This is a genomic window from Flavobacterium eburneipallidum (genome assembly GCF_027111355.2).
GTDB classification, from domain to species: domain Bacteria; phylum Bacteroidota; class Bacteroidia; order Flavobacteriales; family Flavobacteriaceae; genus Flavobacterium; species Flavobacterium eburneipallidum.
This window is the reverse complement of the sequence record NZ_CP114291.2, coordinates 2,856,788-2,873,776: the sequence shown is the minus strand read 5'-3', so window position 1 is coordinate 2,873,776 and position 16,989 is coordinate 2,856,788. Positions and strand designations below refer to the sequence as shown.

The following is a 16,989-nucleotide window of genomic DNA, read 5'->3' as shown; positions in this document are numbered from 1 at the left end:
AATATACTAAATGAATTCATCCTTGATACATAAATTTTTTATCGGACTTCTTTTTTTAACTTTCATTTCTTGTGAAGAAATTCTAATGGAGAAGGATATTTCAAACCGTGAAGTGGTTTTAGTTGCCCCTATGAATAATGCCCAATTTTATTCTACAGGAGTTACATTCTTTTGGGAAACAGTAGCCGATGCCACAGAATACCAATTGCAAATCGCAACACCTAATTTTGCTAATCCGCTGCAAATTATTGTAGATACTAAAATCAAAGAAAACAGTTTTACGCAACAACTTCCTGTAGGAAATTATGAGTGGAGAGTAAGAGCTATTAATAGCGGCTATAGTACCGATTACTCCAGTAGATTAGTTTCAGTTGTGAGCAATGCCGATTTTCAAAATAATATTGTGGTTTTGAATACTCCAGCAAATAATTTAATTACCAAAAAAACAGTACAAAATCTTTCGTGGGGAGCTATTATTGGAGCAACGGGCTATCAAGTTCAAATTTATGACGGAAACAATACGATTGTAAAGGATGAGACTGTTACTACTACCAATTTGAATTATACTTTTACAGAAGGTAACTTTTTTTGGAAAGTAAGAGCTACTAATGGAACGCAACAAACTTTATATACTTCCAGATCAGCTTTAGTTGATACTACAGTTCCTAATATTCCTGTTTTATCAAGTCCTGCCAATACCAGTACTACTGCTAATACCAATGTCAGTTTTCAATGGAGCAGAACTTCCATTACTGGGAGTGTAGAGAAAGACAGTATTTTTATTTATACCGATGCTGCTTTGACGGTCTCGAAACTTAAAAAAGAAGCTGTTACTCCTTTCTCAACAACTCTTGATTCGGGTACTTATTATTGGTACACCAAATCTTTTGACGAAGCAGGAAATAGCGGTACTAAAAGTTCTGTTTTTAGTTTTACAGTAAATTAAACCTCCATGAAAAATAAAAAGAGCATCTACATTTTACTTCCCATTGTTTTGTTTATTTGGGGTATGCTGATTTATCAATTTTTTTCTTTTTCAGCTTCAGATGACTCTTTAGAAAATACGGTAACGGAATTTAATGTAAAACCTTTTAAATTAAAAGAGCGCACTTCCTTTTCAATCAATGTTAACTATAGAGATCCATTCTTGGGAAAAATATATGCCCCTCCAACAACTAAACTAAAAAAGAGTGTTGGAATCAAAAAGCAAATCAAGCCACAAGAAGAACTTGTTTGGCCAAGCATAAAATATAAAGGCACTATTTCTGATGCCAAACAAAAAAACAAGCTTTTTATAATGGTCATTGACGGTCATAATTTTTATATGAAAAAAGGAGATACTGAAAATGAAGTGTTTTTGAAAGATGGAGACAATGAGTCTGTATATGTAAAGTATAAAGGAAATCTGAACCTTATTATGTTGGCAGAGTGAACCTACTTTTAAAACTCAAATCTGGAGCTTTGCAATTTACCGTTTTTATAGGGGTACTCATTGCTTTGCTTTTAAGCGGTATGATATTGTACGCCTATACCTTTATTTACATGAAAGAGCAATCCAAAGGTGCTATAGAAAATATTCAACTTTCGGATACTGGAATAGCTTATTTGTTGCAGCAAGAAAATATCAGTTCAGATACCCTAAAACTTGATTTTGAAGAAAAAGAAAATCAAACACTTCAAACGCATTTGTCACAGTGGGGAATTTTTGAAAAAGCACATGCCAAAACCCTTTTTAGAAAAAAAATATTTGTAAAAACAGCACTGATAGGTTCGTTAATTGACGCCGAAGAATCTCCAACTTTGTTTTTGCAAGAAACACAAAACCCACTTACAGTAGTGGGTAATACTGCAATTAGGGGAAATGCTTACCTACCATCACAAGGTGTAAAAACAGGTTATATTAACGGGAATAGTTATTATGGTTCACAATCCATTTATGGCATTCAAAAAAAAAGTACTCCAGTACTTCCTAATCTAAAAAAGAGTGTCCTTGACATGATTACTTTTTATCTGAAAGACTATAAAATACTAAATCAGGAGGATTACATTTCGTTGGGAAATAGTCAAAAAATTATTGTTTCGTTCAAAGAAAAAACAAAAGGAAGCTATTCTAAAAACCCAATTGTATTAGAAAATCAGGAAATTATTGGAAATATTATTATCAAATCAGACACTTTAATTAGGATAAAAAAAACAGCTCTTTTGAAAGATTTGATTTTAATTGCTCCCATTATTGAAATTGAAGATGGTACCACAGGAAATTTTCAGGCTATTGCTTCCCAGAAAATCACAATAGGTAAAGGATGTCAACTAAACTATCCTTCTGCTTTGGTTCTTTATCAGGACAACAGAAACAATCCATACATTCAGTCTAATAAACCCTTTGATAATCAAATTTTTATTGATTCAGGAACAACTGTAAAAGGGAGTGTGTGCTATTTTCAAACCAAACAGCCAACCGATTTTCAAACTCAAATCGTATTGGAAACAGATTCTCACATTAAAGGACAAGTGTATTGTATGGGCAATTTTGAATTGAGAGGAACAGTTTCCGGAACAGTTGCTGCCAGACAATTTATAGCCAATCAATCGGGTTCTATATTTGTCAATCACATTTATAACGGTGTGATTGAAAATGAAAACATTCCCACTATTTACGGCGGAATCGTAATGGAAAATAATCCTAAAACAGTACTTAAATGGCTGTACTAAAAAAAATCAAATCGGCAACCTTGGTAGAAGTGATAATTGCTTCCTTACTTATCGTTATCATCTTTATGATTGCCAGTTTGGTATTTAATAATCTGGTATTGAATACTTTTTCTAAAAATAGGCATCCGATTGAAACCCGATTGAATGTATTGGAATATGAATTACAAAATGATCTGATTGAATTACCTTATCAGGAAAGTTATAAAAATTGGGATATTGAAATTCAACTAGAAGAAAAAGCCTCAAAAAAAGAACTTATTATTTTGGCAACTCAAAACCAAAACGATAAGGAAATAATAAGACATCGCCCCTATGACAAACCATAAAATAAAATCATTCACACTTCCAGAGCTGTTGATTGTTATGATCCTTACTGCGATTGTCGTGGGAATGGCTTTTAGTGTTTTGCGATTGGTACAGCAACAAATTAAAATAATCCAGACCAATTTTGAAAAAACAAGTAGTTTGTCACTTTTTGAACAAAGATTGTGGCAGGATTTCAATGAAATGAGCCATATTGAGTTCCATCAACAAACTAATAGTTTGTTTATGGAATCTGAAATTGATACGGTAATTTATTCTTTTCAGGAAAACTATGTTTTAAGAAATTCGGATACTATAAAATTACGATTAGTACCTAATACATTATTTTTTCAAGGAAAAGAGATTCATAACGGTTTTGTTGATGCGCTGTCTATTTCAGGCAAAGCTGAACTTCCTGATTACGAAATTTTTGTTTCCAAGAAAAATGACTTAACCCTTTTTATGAATCAAGATGGCTTTTAAACTAGAAAATATCCCCAATAAAAGTAGTGTTTCTCATAACAAACCATCCAGTTTAGAAGAATTGCTAAAAATGGAAATTGTACTTTTTGGCGAAAGATTTAATAATAAAAAGAAGCAAGCTTTTTATCAGGAATTATCGGTTTTACTCAAAGCTGGAATTACTTTTAAAGAAGGATTAACCTTAATTGTAGATTCGTTAAAGAAAAATGCTGATAAAGAATTAATACAATCTATTCTGAATGATGTGATAAATGGAAAGCCTTTTTCTGAAGCACTATTGGCATCTAAATCTTTTACGGAATACGAATTCTATTCTTTGCAAATAGGAGAAGAAACGGGTACAACGGCTCAAGTATGCCAGGAATTAGGTGTTTTTTATGAGCGTAAAAACGAACAAAAAAGAATCATTATTGCTGCCTTGACTTATCCTTCCATTGTATTGACTACTGCCGTTGTGGTAGTAGTATTTATGTTGAGTTATGTTGTGCCTATGTTTCAGGATATTTTCAGACAAAACAATGTAGAACTTCCAGTATTAACCAAAGCCATTGTTAAATTATCTGCTTGGACTAAATCGTATGGTGTTTATGGATTGTTGCTGTTAGTAGGTATGTTGTTCGCGGGTCGTCTATTCAAAGACAATATTAAATACCGAACAGGACTTCATTATTTTATTTTGAAGATTCCTATTCTGGGAGCTTTTATTACCAAAGTCTATTTGGCGCAATTTACCCAAGCAGTTGCTTTATTAACCACCGCCAAAGTACCATTATTAAACAGTATTCAAATGGTGAAAAAGATGATTCGTTTTGTACCCTTACAAGATGCGCTGGAAAAAGTAGAAAATAGTATTCTTAAAGGAAATAGTTTGAGTGTAAGTCTAAAAGAGAACGCTTTGTTCGATAATAGAATCATTTCTTTGGTCAAAGTAGCCGAAGAAACCAACCAAACCGAATATGTCTTCCAACAATTAAGTGAACAATACAACCAAGAAGTAGTGCAGCAGTCTAAAGTGATGACTACAGTTTTAGAACCTCTTATTATTCTGTTTGTAGGTGTTCTTGTGGCTGTTCTACTTGTTGCTATGTATTTGCCCATGTTCCAATTGAGTAGTGCGATTGGATAATTTCGAGTAATTTCTTTTTCTTACTAGATGTGATTTGTTCGTTTTGAAATCTTGTCCCAAGTCATTGTGTGATTTTCCAATATTTATTTTCAACATACAATTATTTATATAATTTTTGTAATTTTTTTGTAATTTTTGTAGGATTTGTTGAAAATAACAATTAATATTGTCAAGTTTTTTATTACATAATTCTATATCGGTAGTTCAATAAATAAATCAATAAATCAATAAATAAATCAATAAATCAATAAATAAATCAATAAATCAATAAATAAATCAATAAATCAATAAATAAATTTTTCACATGAAAATTCATATATTTTTATCAAATTTACGACTATTAAGTAATCATTATAAGCGTAATGCATTTGTAAAGTAGATAATTAAAACAGGTGTGATCTTTTAAATAAGTACATTCTTGTTTTTTCTAGAACAATTCATTTAAATCAATACATAAATGAAGCAACATAATAAAAATACAATCATATTGATTGTTTACAAAAAATAATGTGTTCAAAAAAATCATAAACTTAACTTTTTAATTAAAAATGAAAAAAACAATTCAATTACTCGCTTTAGTATTAGTTACAACAATGTCTTTTGGTCAAGTTACTAGCGTTAATCTAGTTACAGGTAACTCTGGTACAGATATAAATGCTACAGTAGCCCAAAGTACTACAAATCCTGTAATTACATTAAATATTCCTAATGCTAGCGCAACAGCTAGAGGAGTAATGACAACAGGAAATCAGACTTTTTCAGGTAGTAAAATATTTAATAATGGTCTAACAGTTAATGGTTTAACGCCTAGTGGCTATTCTTTGCAGGTTGGTGGAGATATTTCTGTACCTACTGGTTATGGATTTGCATTAGGAGGAGGCTATATAAATAGTGAAAACAATGATTTAATCATAAGAAGTAATAATATTTTCCTACAGGGAGATGTGGATTCGTGGTCATCAATTCATGTAGCTGAAAATTCGATTAATGTAAATGTATTAGAAAATAATTCATTTAGTATCACAGGCGGATGGGGTCCTGGCGGAGGTAATGCATTAAATAGAATGTTAATATCTCCTAATGGCAATATTTCATTTGATGCAACAGACGTTCTTGGTTTGGGCAATGGCGGTAAATTTAATATACAAGGCAATACAAATATTCAAGGCAATGTAGGTATTGGTATTGTTAGTAATTCTACTGATAAATTAGCTGTTAATGGTACCATTCACACTAAAGAAGTACGGGTTGATTTGGTTGGCTGGCCAGATTATGTTTTTAAAGAGGATTATACCTTGCCCTCCTTACGAGAGGTAGAAAAACATATTAAAGAAAAGGGGCACTTAAAAGATATTCCATCTGCAGAAGAAGTTGCTCAAAACGGGTTTTTATTAGGAGAAATGAATGCAAAGCTTCTTCAAAAAATAGAGGAACTCACTCTTTACACAATTGAACAAGAAGCTAGAATAAAACGATTAGAAACCTTGTTACTAAAATAGTAACAGGTTAATTTACTAATCTGTTCTTTGAAGTTAAGTTTTCCTTATTACTAAATAACTTGTTGAAAAATGAAAAATAAAATTACGCTATTACTTTTTATTACTACAATTATCCATTTATACTCGCAGCAAAATAATAATAATTATTCTACTACAAAAGTAATACCACCATCTCCTACGGCAGCAGCTCTTGGTGCATATGGTGATATTCCGATTGGTTATTTTACTGGTCAGCCTAATATTAATATTCCTATTTATCAAATTAAGACCAATCAACATCAATTAGATATAAGTTTAAGCTATAACTCCAATGTTAGAGTCAATCAGGATGCTAGTTGGGTAGGATTGGGTTGGTCGCTCAATGCGGGTGGTGTGATTACAAGAACCATAAGAGGGCTTGATGATTTTTCAGTTTTTGGCAGTAAAGGAGGAGAGGGGTATTATAATGCAGCTGCTCTTTTAGTTCCTGATGAATTACCTGAAGACGAACCCTTTGATCAAGAAATTTATAAAAATTTAAGTTTTAATACAAGAAAAGATAATGGAAAACTATTAGATCCAGTAGCGCAGTATTTTTTTAAAGCAAAAGACGGACAAATAGATTTAGAACCCGATATTTTTAATTACAATTTTGCAGGCTATTCAGGAAGTTTTGTATTAGGCAAGAAAGCACAAGGCTCTGTAGTGTATAAGAAAAAAGAAGATGGATTAAAGATTGAAGTTATTAGTACTGAAGATGGTATTGATGGTAATCCTAAATGGAAAATCACTACGCCAGAGGGCTATGTATACTATTTTGGAACCGCGGAAAGAACAGAAAACCTTTATACGAATAATATAAATCTACCGGAAGATAAATTAAAAGGTTTAGGTCCCTATATGGGAATTGATGATGGAGATCCTAGTACAGCGTTTTTACGTTTGTATGCCTTCAAAAGAACAGAAAATTATCCAATAAGTTCATGGTATCTAGATTACATTGAAGCGCCCAATACTGAACGAATTAGCTTTAATTATGTCAAACATGGAAAAGTATATAGCAATATAAATATTTCTCAAACAAGATATGATATTGCAGATCGCTACACACGAATTTCAACACAAGATGTTATTTATGAAGATGGTCAAGGTAATATTACTTGTGTAGATGAGGGAGTGTCTTTTGATGACACCTACCGATATACTAATGCTTCAAAACAAATCATAGATGAAATCACATTAGAGAGTATAGTATTTAATGGAGGTAAGATTGATTTTGTCTCCAATTTTAATACCGACAAGAGAAAAGATATTGAAGCCTATAATAATGGATATGGAGGGCGTAAATTATCACAGATTCAAATTTTTAATAGTAATTATAGCGTAAAAACTTTTTCTCTAATTCATGATTATTTTAATTCCACCACTCAAAACACAACAAATGGATCTCAAAACCGATACAATTACTGTCGTTTAAAATTAGAATCAATAACCGAAGTGGGTAAGTCACCTTATAAATTCGAATATTACAATTCGGAATCCATGCCTAGCAAATACACCACTCAAGTGGATAAGTGGGGCTATTACAATCCTGGAATAATTGAAAAAAAAATAGGAGATTTTTATTATCAAAACCCAAGTCATAGTATGTCGACACTTATTCCAGAAGTAACATATAATGGTACAATATTTCAAGGAGTAAAAAGAGTGCCTGATAATTCGGGACTTTATTCAAGGTGTGGAATAATACAAAAAATAACTTATCCTACGGGGGGATGGACTATTTTTAATTTTGAACCCAATCAACGCAAAACAAATGAAATTGAATTAATAGAAAATATAGAAACCATAGCTAGTACACTTAATGAAGGTGAATTAAATACAAACGTAGATGTTTATGAATCTAATTTTTCTGTTTCTAGTGCTAAAACCTACGATATTTCTTTACAGGCAGAACCGGCAGCTTTCAGTACTGCTGAATTGCCAATAGTTTCAGATGTAGAACCCATTGCTTGGTTAAAAAATAGTTCAGGAACTATTATAGAAACTTTTTATCTGACAAATCCAATACAAACTCTTGTAAGAGGGACAAGAAATTTTGCTGCAGGTAATTATAAATTAGTTGTGAGTCCGATTTATGATTTATTCATAAGATTAGTAGTAATTAATAGAACAACCACTTCTTCTCCTATAACCAAGGAAACCATTGGAGGTTTACGTATCTCAAAAACAGAAAATTTTGATTTTACAGGAACCAAGTTAATATCCAAAAAATATATTTATACCGAAGATGGCACATTGGGAGGAGAATCTACTGGTTTTTCCATTTCGGAAAGTAAAGATTATCAAATAAAAGATCTTTATAAAAATCGTTTTATGACTTGTCAAGTGGGACTAGAAGTTAATTACTGGGATTTTGGTGCTGCTGGAATTTATATGTACCGTACTTCCAATTCACTTCATACACAAGGATTTAATAGTTTGTCTGGAGTAACTGCTTACAATAAGGTATTTGAATTAGTAGAGGAAAACGGAAATTTAGGCAAAACTTCTTATGAATTTAGAAGTATTCGAGATTTTGTTTCTTATAATACAGACCCCATTATAGGAGGTTTAAATTTAGGCGATGTAACTAGGATTAGACACTATAATTCACAAGGAAGTCTGGTGCAACAAACCGATACCTCTTTTAAAACGATTAAAAAAGAGTACCTTTTTGGAATAAATATGGATAATGTAGTGAGTAAATTTGATCCATGCCCTACTTGTTTTTTGGATAAATTGAACGGAGACAGAATTACTTATTCTGTGAATTGGTCAGAATGGTATGAGGTAGATAAAGTAACTAAAACAGACTATACAGAAAACGGAGGTGTAATTGTAAGTGTGGATAGTCTTAATTATGACAATCCTTATCACAAAAAAGTAACCTCTAAAATTGCTAAAACATCTGATGGAAAATGGTTGAGAACCAATTATAAATACCCACATGATTTTGCAACTACAGCTCCCTACAACGAAATGATAACCAAAAATATTATTTCTCCTGTTATAGAAACAACTACTTATAAAGACACAAATAAGGATGGAGTATCAAGCACTAATGAATTATTAAATACAGAGCGGACGGATTATAAAAAATGGAGTAATGATCTCATTTTACCTGAATTGGTTCAAACTTCTAAAGGAGTTGCTCCTTTGGAGACACGGATGGAATATATCAGTTATTATCCAAATGGAAACATAAAAGAAGTTACCCAAAAAGACGGTTCTCATACCTTTTTCATTTGGGGCTATAATAATCAGTACCCTGTAGCTAAAGTAGAGAATGCAACTGAATCACAAATAAATGCCCTTAACTTAAATATGTCCATTATAAATAGTACTACGACTTCAGAAGCTTCTAAACGATTAGAGCTTGAAAAAATAAAGGATGGACTTCTTCAGGCTTTGGTTAGCGTATATACCTATGACCCCCTTATAGGTATGACTAGTATGACTGACCCTAAAGGCTATACTACTTATTATGTATATGATAGTGAAAACCGCTTGAAGCATATTAAGGATGCCGATGGTAAAATTATTTCTTCCAATCAATATCATTATAGAAAATAGTAATTACTTATTATATGATATTAAGTCCTGAAAATAAATTTCAGGATGAGATATTGATTTTATGATGGTAAATAAATAATTCAAACAGTATAACAATGCCTATACAATATAAAAAAAGACAATTACAATTTTTGATGCTATTAGTCGTGCTCTTTTTTAGTACTAAAAGCATACATGCACAAAGTATATCAGGTCCAACTCAAGTTTCGTTAGGCGATGTAGCCCACTATACTCTTATTGACTCCACTAATACCTTTTTTGCAGGTGGTTGGGAATCTGACGGTGCTACTTTTTTAGTAGATGAAAGTCAGGGATATCTCCCTTATACGGATATAAGATGGGATAGTCCTGGAACCTATTATTTAGGCATAACTTGTTTTGATAATGATAGTAATATTATAGATTATATATACACTTCTATAACTGTACTAAATGTTGATGCCCCTACACCATTAACTCCTATAATACAAAGCAATACGATGGGAGTAGTAACTTTGGCTAAAGTGGGCACACCTCCCGCGAATGTAACTTGGTACTGGCAAGAGACTAGCAATGGCTTTAGTGAAGCTAATTCCAGTAGTACAATAAGCCGAACAAACGGTTCTGTTTGTTATTTAAGAGCTAAAAATAGTAATGGTACTTGGAGTATCAACTCCAGTAGTGTTAGTTATACTATTGCTCCGCCACCTACATGGTATTATGATTCTGATGGTGACGGTTTTGGAGGTCAAAGTCCAACCGTTATAAGTTATACCCAGCCATCAGGTTATGTAAGCAACAATTCAGATGCTTGTCCGTATGAAGCAGGTACATTTGAAGGTTGCTTGGTAGAGAATAATGAAAATTTTATACGTACAACCCAATACGAGCAACCGTATTCCGAAAGTGATCTTGTAAATGCCATTCCGGTTGGGGATAAAACAGAAACTATTAGTTATTTTGATGGACTCGGCAGACCCAAACAAAATATAATCATTCGTGGCGGAGGTAATGGACAGGATCTAATTACACATATAGGCTATGACAACTACGGCAGGCAAGACAAGGAATATCTGCCGTATGCTGCTGCCGAAAATTACAATTATGGTATCTATAAAACAGATGCGCTCACGGCAACAAACACCTATTATAACGCTCATCATCCAACGGAACTTAACACCGCTTCACCAAATCCTTACTCACAAAAAGAATTCGAAGCTTCACCACTTAATAGGGTTTTAAAACAAGCTGCTCCTGGAGAGGATTGGAAATTAAATAATGGACACGAAATAAAGCTAAAGTATCATACTAACACCAGCAATGAAGTAAGAAACTTTGCGGTCAGTTTAAGTTATGCAAATAACACTTATGCGCCAACATTAGTAGACGATGGTTTTTACGATGCCAACGAATTGTATAAAAACATAACCTATGACGAAAATACAGCAGCTGCTCCAACAGAGCTAAATGGTTCTACAGTAGAATTCAAAAACAAGCAAGGTCAGGTACTGTTAAAAAGAACCTATGGAGCTGTAGGTACTGGCAGCAATAATGAAAAACACGATACTTATTATGTTTATGATGATTTTGGAAATCTAACCTACGTTATTCCTCCTAAAGCAGCAGAGATGGTTTTTTCGGGAACCACAACTACGCAGCCTAACGTAAGTTCTACAGCGGTGACTACATCTGGGAATACGCTTAATTTGGTAGCAGGGAATAGCATTAGTTTGCTTCCCGGTTTCCATGCTCAAACAGGCAGTACCGTTAGCGCTAAAATTATTTCTGGAGGTACTACCAGTTTTGATGAACTGTGTTACCAATACAAATACGATAACAGAAACCGATTAGTAGAAAAGAAATTACCTGGCAAACAATGGGAATTTATTCTTTATGACAAGCTAGATCGAGTGGTAGCAACTGGCCCAGCCTTATCCCCTTTTAACGATACCTCTGTAGCTGTTGTGGGTTGGATGATAACTAAATACGATGCCTTAAACAGACCCGTTTATACAGGTTGGGAACAATCAACCACAGTAAACAGTGATGGTAGAATAGCAAAGCAAAACGCTTTAAATTCAGCTACTACTTTTAACGAAAGTAAACAAACTTCGGGTTCTATTGATAACATTCCAGCTTATTATACGAATACCGTAGTACCTACCACTTTTAAATTACTGACTGTAAATTATTATGACAATTATACATTTCCTGGCGTAGCTACTATCCCTACTACAATTGAAAGCCAAGCAGTTTTTTCAAATTATGCACAAGTAAAAGGATTAGCTACAGGATCCTGGACACGTATTCCAACAGCAACTTCGGCAACATTAGGGGAAGTTGCCACGACATTTTATGATAAAAAAGCCCGACCAGTTCAAACTTATAATGCTAATTATTTAGGAGGATACACTTATACTAACAGCAAGTTGGATTTTATAGGAAAGCCAGAATACACCATCACTTTTCACAAAAGAGATGTGAACAGTACCGAATTAAAAACCAAAGATGCTTTTACGTATTCCCAGCAAGGAAGATTACTTACCCAAACCCATCAAATTAACGACGGTACAGTAGAACAAATTGTTAGCAATACGTATGACGAATTGGGACAACTGACTTCTAAAGCTATTGGTGGCAATACCCAAAAAGTGGATTACACCTATAACATTCGAGGCTGGCTGAAAGGCATTAACAAGGTATCGGCACTACAACAAGGTTCAGACCCTAAAGATTTATTTGCCTTTGCTATCAATTACAACACGATTCCATCTGGAATTTCGAATGTAAAAGGCTTGTACAACGGAAATATTGCCGAAACCCAATGGCTGACTAATTCAGATGAAGTTTTGAGAACCTATGGCTATCGTTATGATGACCTGAATCGTCTTAAGGAAGGTATTTACAAAAAAGGCAGTGCATTGAACGCTTACAATGAAAATATGACCTATGACAAAAACGGTAATATTATGCATTTAAATCGTTTTGGAAGTCTTACTGATACTGCGCCAGTACAAATTGACAATCTAACCTACGATTATAAAAATAGCAATGCCAGCAATCAATTAATGAAAGTGAGTGATGCTGTGGCTAATAATACAAATTTTAAGGATGAGTTTAAAGACAGTGCTACCAATACAGTAGATGATTTTAGTTATGATGCTAATGGTAATATGATCAAAGACAACAACAAAAATATTACTAATATCATCTACAATCACCTTAATTTACCAACCAAAATAGTATTTGGTAGTACAGGAAACATTGAGTACATTTACAATGCAGCAGGACAAAAAGTGGAAAAAATAGTTACCCAAGGTGCAACAATAACTCGTACTAATTATTTAGGAGGCTATCAGTATTTGAAACCTAATGCAGGAAATTGGACTTTGCAGTTTATGCCAACTGCCGAAGGCTATGTAGAACCTAGCCAAAGTTCTTATAAATATGTGTACCAATACAAAGACCATTTAGGCAATGTACGTTTGAGTTATGACAAAAACTTAAATATACAGGAAGAAAGTAACTATTATCCTTTTGGATTGAAACAACAAGGTTATAACATTGTCAAAAACTCAACTAATGATGCTTTAAAGTATAAGTTCCTTGGACAAGAACGCCAAGACGAGCTAGGCTTGAACTGGGATACGTTCAGATATAGAAATTACGATATGGCTATTGGTAGATTTTTTGGTGTAGACCCAGTCACTGAAGAATATATGTCAATCTCTCCATATCAATTTGCTCATAACAATCCTGTATGGAAAATTGAACTTGAAGGTCTTGAAGGTCAACCAACAACTAATCAAGATATAGTAAATAGAGAACCCGTATATATGACGACTAATATTATTGTTAATACAATGGAAAATCAGTCATCGAAACCACAAAACTCTAGACCAGGTGTTCCAATGTTACGAATGGGAATTGGAATTGAACAATCCTCTTCAAGGTCAGCAGGAAATGAATTTGGACAGGTAAATAGTACAACAACAGCTTACAAAGCTAATATTGGTCTTGCGGTATGTATTGACGGCGATAGAATAGAATACGGGATGACAGTAGGTCAGGTAAATGGAAATGCAACAGTTGCAGGTCAAAATGTTGCAGAGGGTCAGTTTACAACTTTCAATGCAGAAGGTAGTTATAATATGAAAAATGGAGATCAACAGTTAAACATTCAATCCTTTACCGGAGAAATTAGCGGTGTCAATGGACAAAATAAAGAAGCTGATACTAAAGTTGGAATAAATGCTTTAGGAGCTTATATAGAAGCAAACTTGACGGAAGCTGGAAACAATATGGAAGATTTTGGTAATTTAATAATGTCTTATTTGAAAGGCGTTGCTCAAGATTATTTTAATCAAAATAATACTAGTGGTACTGATATAAATCCTGTTAGATAAAAATGAAAAAATCAATTTTAATTTATAGTGCTATTATTTATATTGTCTGTTTTATAATAAACGTTGTCGATATGTTTACATCTAGTTTTAATTTTGAAACATTGTTTCTTATCTTTTTTAGCATACTTTGCTTGTTACCTATATATTTTATTTTTGAGGAAAAATATCTAAAAAAGGCGTTTGTTTTTTTATGGATTATAAATTTAATACAATCATTCAGTGTTATTCTTTTAGGATTGACTTATAAACTTATTATTGGTCCTGACTTATCTCTTTATTTGATTAATTCAGGAGACAAACTTGTTCAATTTTCAGTGAAAATTTTTAATATTTTTTCTTATTTTAATTATATTAAAGGAGATAATACTTTTGCGATTGGCATTAATTTTAGTCACTTTTTACTCTTTATTTATTTTTATTTTGAAGCAAAAAAGTATAAGAAACCAACAGTAAATAGTGATGATACACAATAAACACCCGCTGCTCGAAGTGTTCCTTAAAAAACGAACGTTATCAAGTCGGATGCGCTGTGCGAATATCTCTGACTTCGCACCCATTCCAATAGCACCCAACGAGAGTAGGAAAGCAAGACAATACACGCTCCATTTAAAAATGATAATGTAAAGTAAAGTCAAAAAAACTCAATACTTTGAAAGATTAAATACCTAATGCTGGAATTATCTGGTATTAGGATTTGTTGTTTAAGATTATTACAGCCTTTACATCTATTTTGTTGGTTTTGGGTGATTCTCATTGTCTTTTGGTTCTTAAAGTGAATTATGTAATGGTTTATATCCAACGGTTTTCCTTCAACTGTTTCTTTTGGTGTGTTCCCGTGCAAAGAAAGTTAAGAGCGAATGTATTTAAGCATGAACATCTTCTGCCAAAGCATTTATCCTTTTAATGCTTCCAAAGCGATATATTTTAAAAAGATTCTAGAACTAAAAGGGTACTAGAAATTTTACCACATCAAACAGGTTCATAAATCACCATTAACCATTTACTGAATACCTTTTCACGGTTTCCACAAATTCCTTTATTCAAGAACCAGTATGCTCTTTGTCCATTTCAAGAGCAAAGGTATTTACGTGTTCTTAACGCAGAAACAAGGTCAAGCCCTACGGGTTTGTCAAAAAATCTCCACCCATTAGGGTTGTATTTATTTGACAAAACCTTGTTGCTGCTAAACACTAACCTTTTATGCTCCTGAAACGAAACAAAGCATACTCCGGCTCTTTAGACGAATAAAAAAAATGTCAATTATGAAAAACAACAGCATTGAAAATGGTAATAGAGTGAAACGAAACAGCTCCTCCTCTCATTGCCGAATATGTAAAGTAAAAAAAATGTAATCTAAAAATTTATAATCATGAACATCATCGGAAGACTGACAAGGGATGCGGAGGTACGCACAACGTCACAGGAAAAGCAAGTGGTCAATTTTTCAGTAGCCATTAACGATGGGTATCGCAACAAACAAGGTGAGCGCATCGAACAGACTACTTATTTTGACTGCTCTTATTGGATTAGCACAAATGTAGCCAAGATACTCACCAAAGGAACATTGGTAGAACTTACTGGAAGAGTAAGCGCAAGAGCGTGGACTGCTAATGACGGCGAGCTAAAAGCGAGTTTGAATTTTAATGTTTCTACCATCAAATCACACGGAGGCGGTAAGAAAACAGAAAATGCACAAGCTACAACTAAACAAGAAAAAAATAAGGTCGAAAAGCAGGAACCTACGGACGACCTCCCATTTTAACCACCATCATTTAATCATTTTAACAACTTTAAAATTTCAACATTATGGCACACAATTTAAATTTCAACGAAAAAACGGGACGTCACTCATTTTTTGGCGTTCAAGAAAAGGCTTGGCACGGATTGGGGCAAATTGTAAAAGACTACCCTACAAGTTCGGGCGCCATCAAACACGCAGGACTTGATTATGAAGTGGTCAAAACACCTCTTCATGCCAAAAGTTCAGGCATCATAGAAACTGCAAACGACATTGTGATTGGCAATGCTGAACTGCACGTACCCAACTATTTTGCCACCATACGTACTGATAGCAATTCGGTATTGGGCGTAGTTGGCAAAGAGTATCACATTGTGCAGAATCGAGAAGCATTTGGCTTTTTTGATGCGATTGTAGGTGGAACTGATGGGATTTTATACGAGACCGCAGGTGCATTGGGTAATGGGGAACGCATTTTTATAACTGCAAAACTGCCCGATTACATTCGTGTAGGGAATGGCGATGACGTAACGGAAAAATATATTTTTCTGACCACTTCTCACGATGGAAGCGGAAGCATAACAGCCGCTTTTACACCCATTCGAATTGTTTGTCAAAACACGTTGAACGCTTCACTTCGAAACATGAGCAATGTGGTACGCATCCGCCATACTTCGGGAGCTAAACAACGATTGGACAATGCACACAAAGTAATGGGATTGGCAAACGAGTTCAGCAACCAACTGGAAGGAATTTTTAACGAATGGGCAAAAGTAAGGGTAACGGATATGGAAGTTAAAAAATTAATACAACTGGCACTATGTCCCAATAAGGAAACCTTGGAGCATATCAAAAAAGGGAATGAAGACGAAATGTCTACCTTGTTTAAAAACACTGTTGAAGATACATTTTCTTTTGCCATGCTATCAGAGAGCCAACAAATGGAAACCACAAGAGGCACATTATTCGGTGCTTACAATGCGGTAACAGGCTACTACCAAAATGTACGCAATTACAAAGATGATGAAGCCAAATTGCAATCCATTATAATGGGCGGTACGGCACAGCTGAAATCACAAAAAGCATTTGAATTGTGTACTTCTTTTTCAAAGATGGGGGCGGATGTCTTTCATTTCAATTGACCTAAAT

Annotated in this window: 12 protein-coding genes; all 12 read left to right on the top strand. The window is 33.7% G+C overall.

Translation table 11 applies throughout. The features are described 5' to 3' along the window. Positions 1–10 precede the first annotated feature (10 nt). The 12 genes from OZP15_RS12140 to OZP15_RS12085 all read left to right on the top strand — a co-directional run bounded on the left by OZP15_RS12140 (position 11) and on the right by OZP15_RS12085 (position 16,982). Positions 11–946 carry a hypothetical protein gene (locus OZP15_RS12140; RefSeq protein WP_281336234.1) on the top strand — a complete coding sequence of 312 codons (936 nt, stop codon included), beginning with the start codon at positions 11–13 and terminating at the stop codon, positions 944–946. 6 nt (positions 947–952) lie between these two features. Next, the gene (locus OZP15_RS12135; protein ID WP_269225703.1) at positions 953–1,432 is read left to right on the top strand and encodes a hypothetical protein; all 480 of its coding nucleotides are present in this window, start codon (positions 953–955) and stop codon (positions 1,430–1,432) included. Beyond that, complete coding sequence (locus OZP15_RS12130) at positions 1,429–2,712, top strand: hypothetical protein (RefSeq protein WP_281336233.1); 1,284 nt, start codon at positions 1,429–1,431, stop codon at positions 2,710–2,712. Before OZP15_RS12135 ends, OZP15_RS12130 begins: the two co-directional genes overlap by 4 nt. After that, positions 2,700–3,038 carry a hypothetical protein gene (locus OZP15_RS12125; RefSeq protein ID WP_281336232.1) on the top strand — a complete coding sequence of 113 codons (339 nt, stop codon included), beginning with the start codon at positions 2,700–2,702 and terminating at the stop codon, positions 3,036–3,038. The genes OZP15_RS12130 and OZP15_RS12125 overlap by 13 nt, the downstream gene beginning before the upstream one ends. After that, positions 3,025–3,498: a PulJ/GspJ family protein gene (locus OZP15_RS12120; RefSeq protein ID WP_269225699.1), complete on the top strand. Its 474-nt coding sequence runs from the start codon at positions 3,025–3,027 to the stop codon at positions 3,496–3,498. Before OZP15_RS12125 ends, OZP15_RS12120 begins: the two co-directional genes overlap by 14 nt. After that, entirely contained in the window at positions 3,488–4,624 is a 1,137-nt protein-coding gene (locus OZP15_RS12115) for a type II secretion system F family protein (protein ID WP_269225698.1), read from the top strand. Before OZP15_RS12120 ends, OZP15_RS12115 begins: the two co-directional genes overlap by 11 nt. A gap of 548 nt (positions 4,625–5,172) precedes the next feature. After that, positions 5,173–6,123: a hypothetical protein gene (locus OZP15_RS12110; protein WP_281336231.1), complete on the top strand. Its 951-nt coding sequence runs from the start codon at positions 5,173–5,175 to the stop codon at positions 6,121–6,123. 69 nt (positions 6,124–6,192) lie between these two features. After that, positions 6,193–9,717, top strand: a complete 3,525-nt coding sequence (locus OZP15_RS12105) for an RHS repeat domain-containing protein (protein WP_281336230.1) — start codon at positions 6,193–6,195, stop codon at positions 9,715–9,717. Positions 9,718–9,812: 95 nt separating this feature from the next. After that, complete coding sequence (locus tag OZP15_RS12100; protein WP_281336229.1) at positions 9,813–14,102, top strand: DUF6443 domain-containing protein; 4,290 nt, start codon at positions 9,813–9,815, stop codon at positions 14,100–14,102. A gap of 2 nt (positions 14,103–14,104) precedes the next feature. Then, on the top strand, positions 14,105–14,575 hold the full coding sequence (locus OZP15_RS12095; protein WP_269225693.1) for a hypothetical protein: 471 nt from the start codon (positions 14,105–14,107) through the stop codon (positions 14,573–14,575). Positions 14,576–15,471: 896 nt separating this feature from the next. Continuing rightward, on the top strand, positions 15,472–15,864 hold the full coding sequence (locus OZP15_RS12090) for a single-stranded DNA-binding protein (protein ID WP_269225692.1): 393 nt from the start codon (positions 15,472–15,474) through the stop codon (positions 15,862–15,864). Between the two features lie 44 nt (positions 15,865–15,908). Further along, positions 15,909–16,982, top strand: coding sequence for a DUF932 domain-containing protein (locus OZP15_RS12085; RefSeq protein WP_269225691.1), 1,074 nt, complete (start codon positions 15,909–15,911; stop codon positions 16,980–16,982). Positions 16,983–16,989 lie beyond the last annotated feature (7 nt).

Bases quoted from the DNA above. Each gene is read 5' to 3' on its own strand.
- OZP15_RS12090 (WP_269225692.1), top strand. From the start codon at position 15,472: ATGAACATCATCGGAAGACTGACAAGGGATGCGGAGGTACGCACAACG.
- OZP15_RS12100 (WP_281336229.1), top strand. From the start codon at position 9,813: ATGCCTATACAATATAAAAAAAGACAATTACAATTTTTGATGCTATTA.
- OZP15_RS12120 (WP_269225699.1), top strand. From the start codon at position 3,025: ATGACAAACCATAAAATAAAATCATTCACACTTCCAGAGCTGTTGATT.
- OZP15_RS12115 (WP_269225698.1), top strand. From the start codon at position 3,488: ATGGCTTTTAAACTAGAAAATATCCCCAATAAAAGTAGTGTTTCTCAT.
- OZP15_RS12095 (WP_269225693.1), top strand. From the start codon at position 14,105: ATGAAAAAATCAATTTTAATTTATAGTGCTATTATTTATATTGTCTGT.
- OZP15_RS12140 (WP_281336234.1), top strand. From the start codon at position 11: ATGAATTCATCCTTGATACATAAATTTTTTATCGGACTTCTTTTTTTA.
- OZP15_RS12125 (WP_281336232.1), top strand. From the start codon at position 2,700: ATGGCTGTACTAAAAAAAATCAAATCGGCAACCTTGGTAGAAGTGATA.
- OZP15_RS12110 (WP_281336231.1), top strand. From the start codon at position 5,173: ATGAAAAAAACAATTCAATTACTCGCTTTAGTATTAGTTACAACAATG.
- OZP15_RS12135 (WP_269225703.1), top strand. From the start codon at position 953: ATGAAAAATAAAAAGAGCATCTACATTTTACTTCCCATTGTTTTGTTT.
- OZP15_RS12085 (WP_269225691.1), top strand. From the start codon at position 15,909: ATGGCACACAATTTAAATTTCAACGAAAAAACGGGACGTCACTCATTT.
- OZP15_RS12105 (WP_281336230.1), top strand. From the start codon at position 6,193: ATGAAAAATAAAATTACGCTATTACTTTTTATTACTACAATTATCCAT.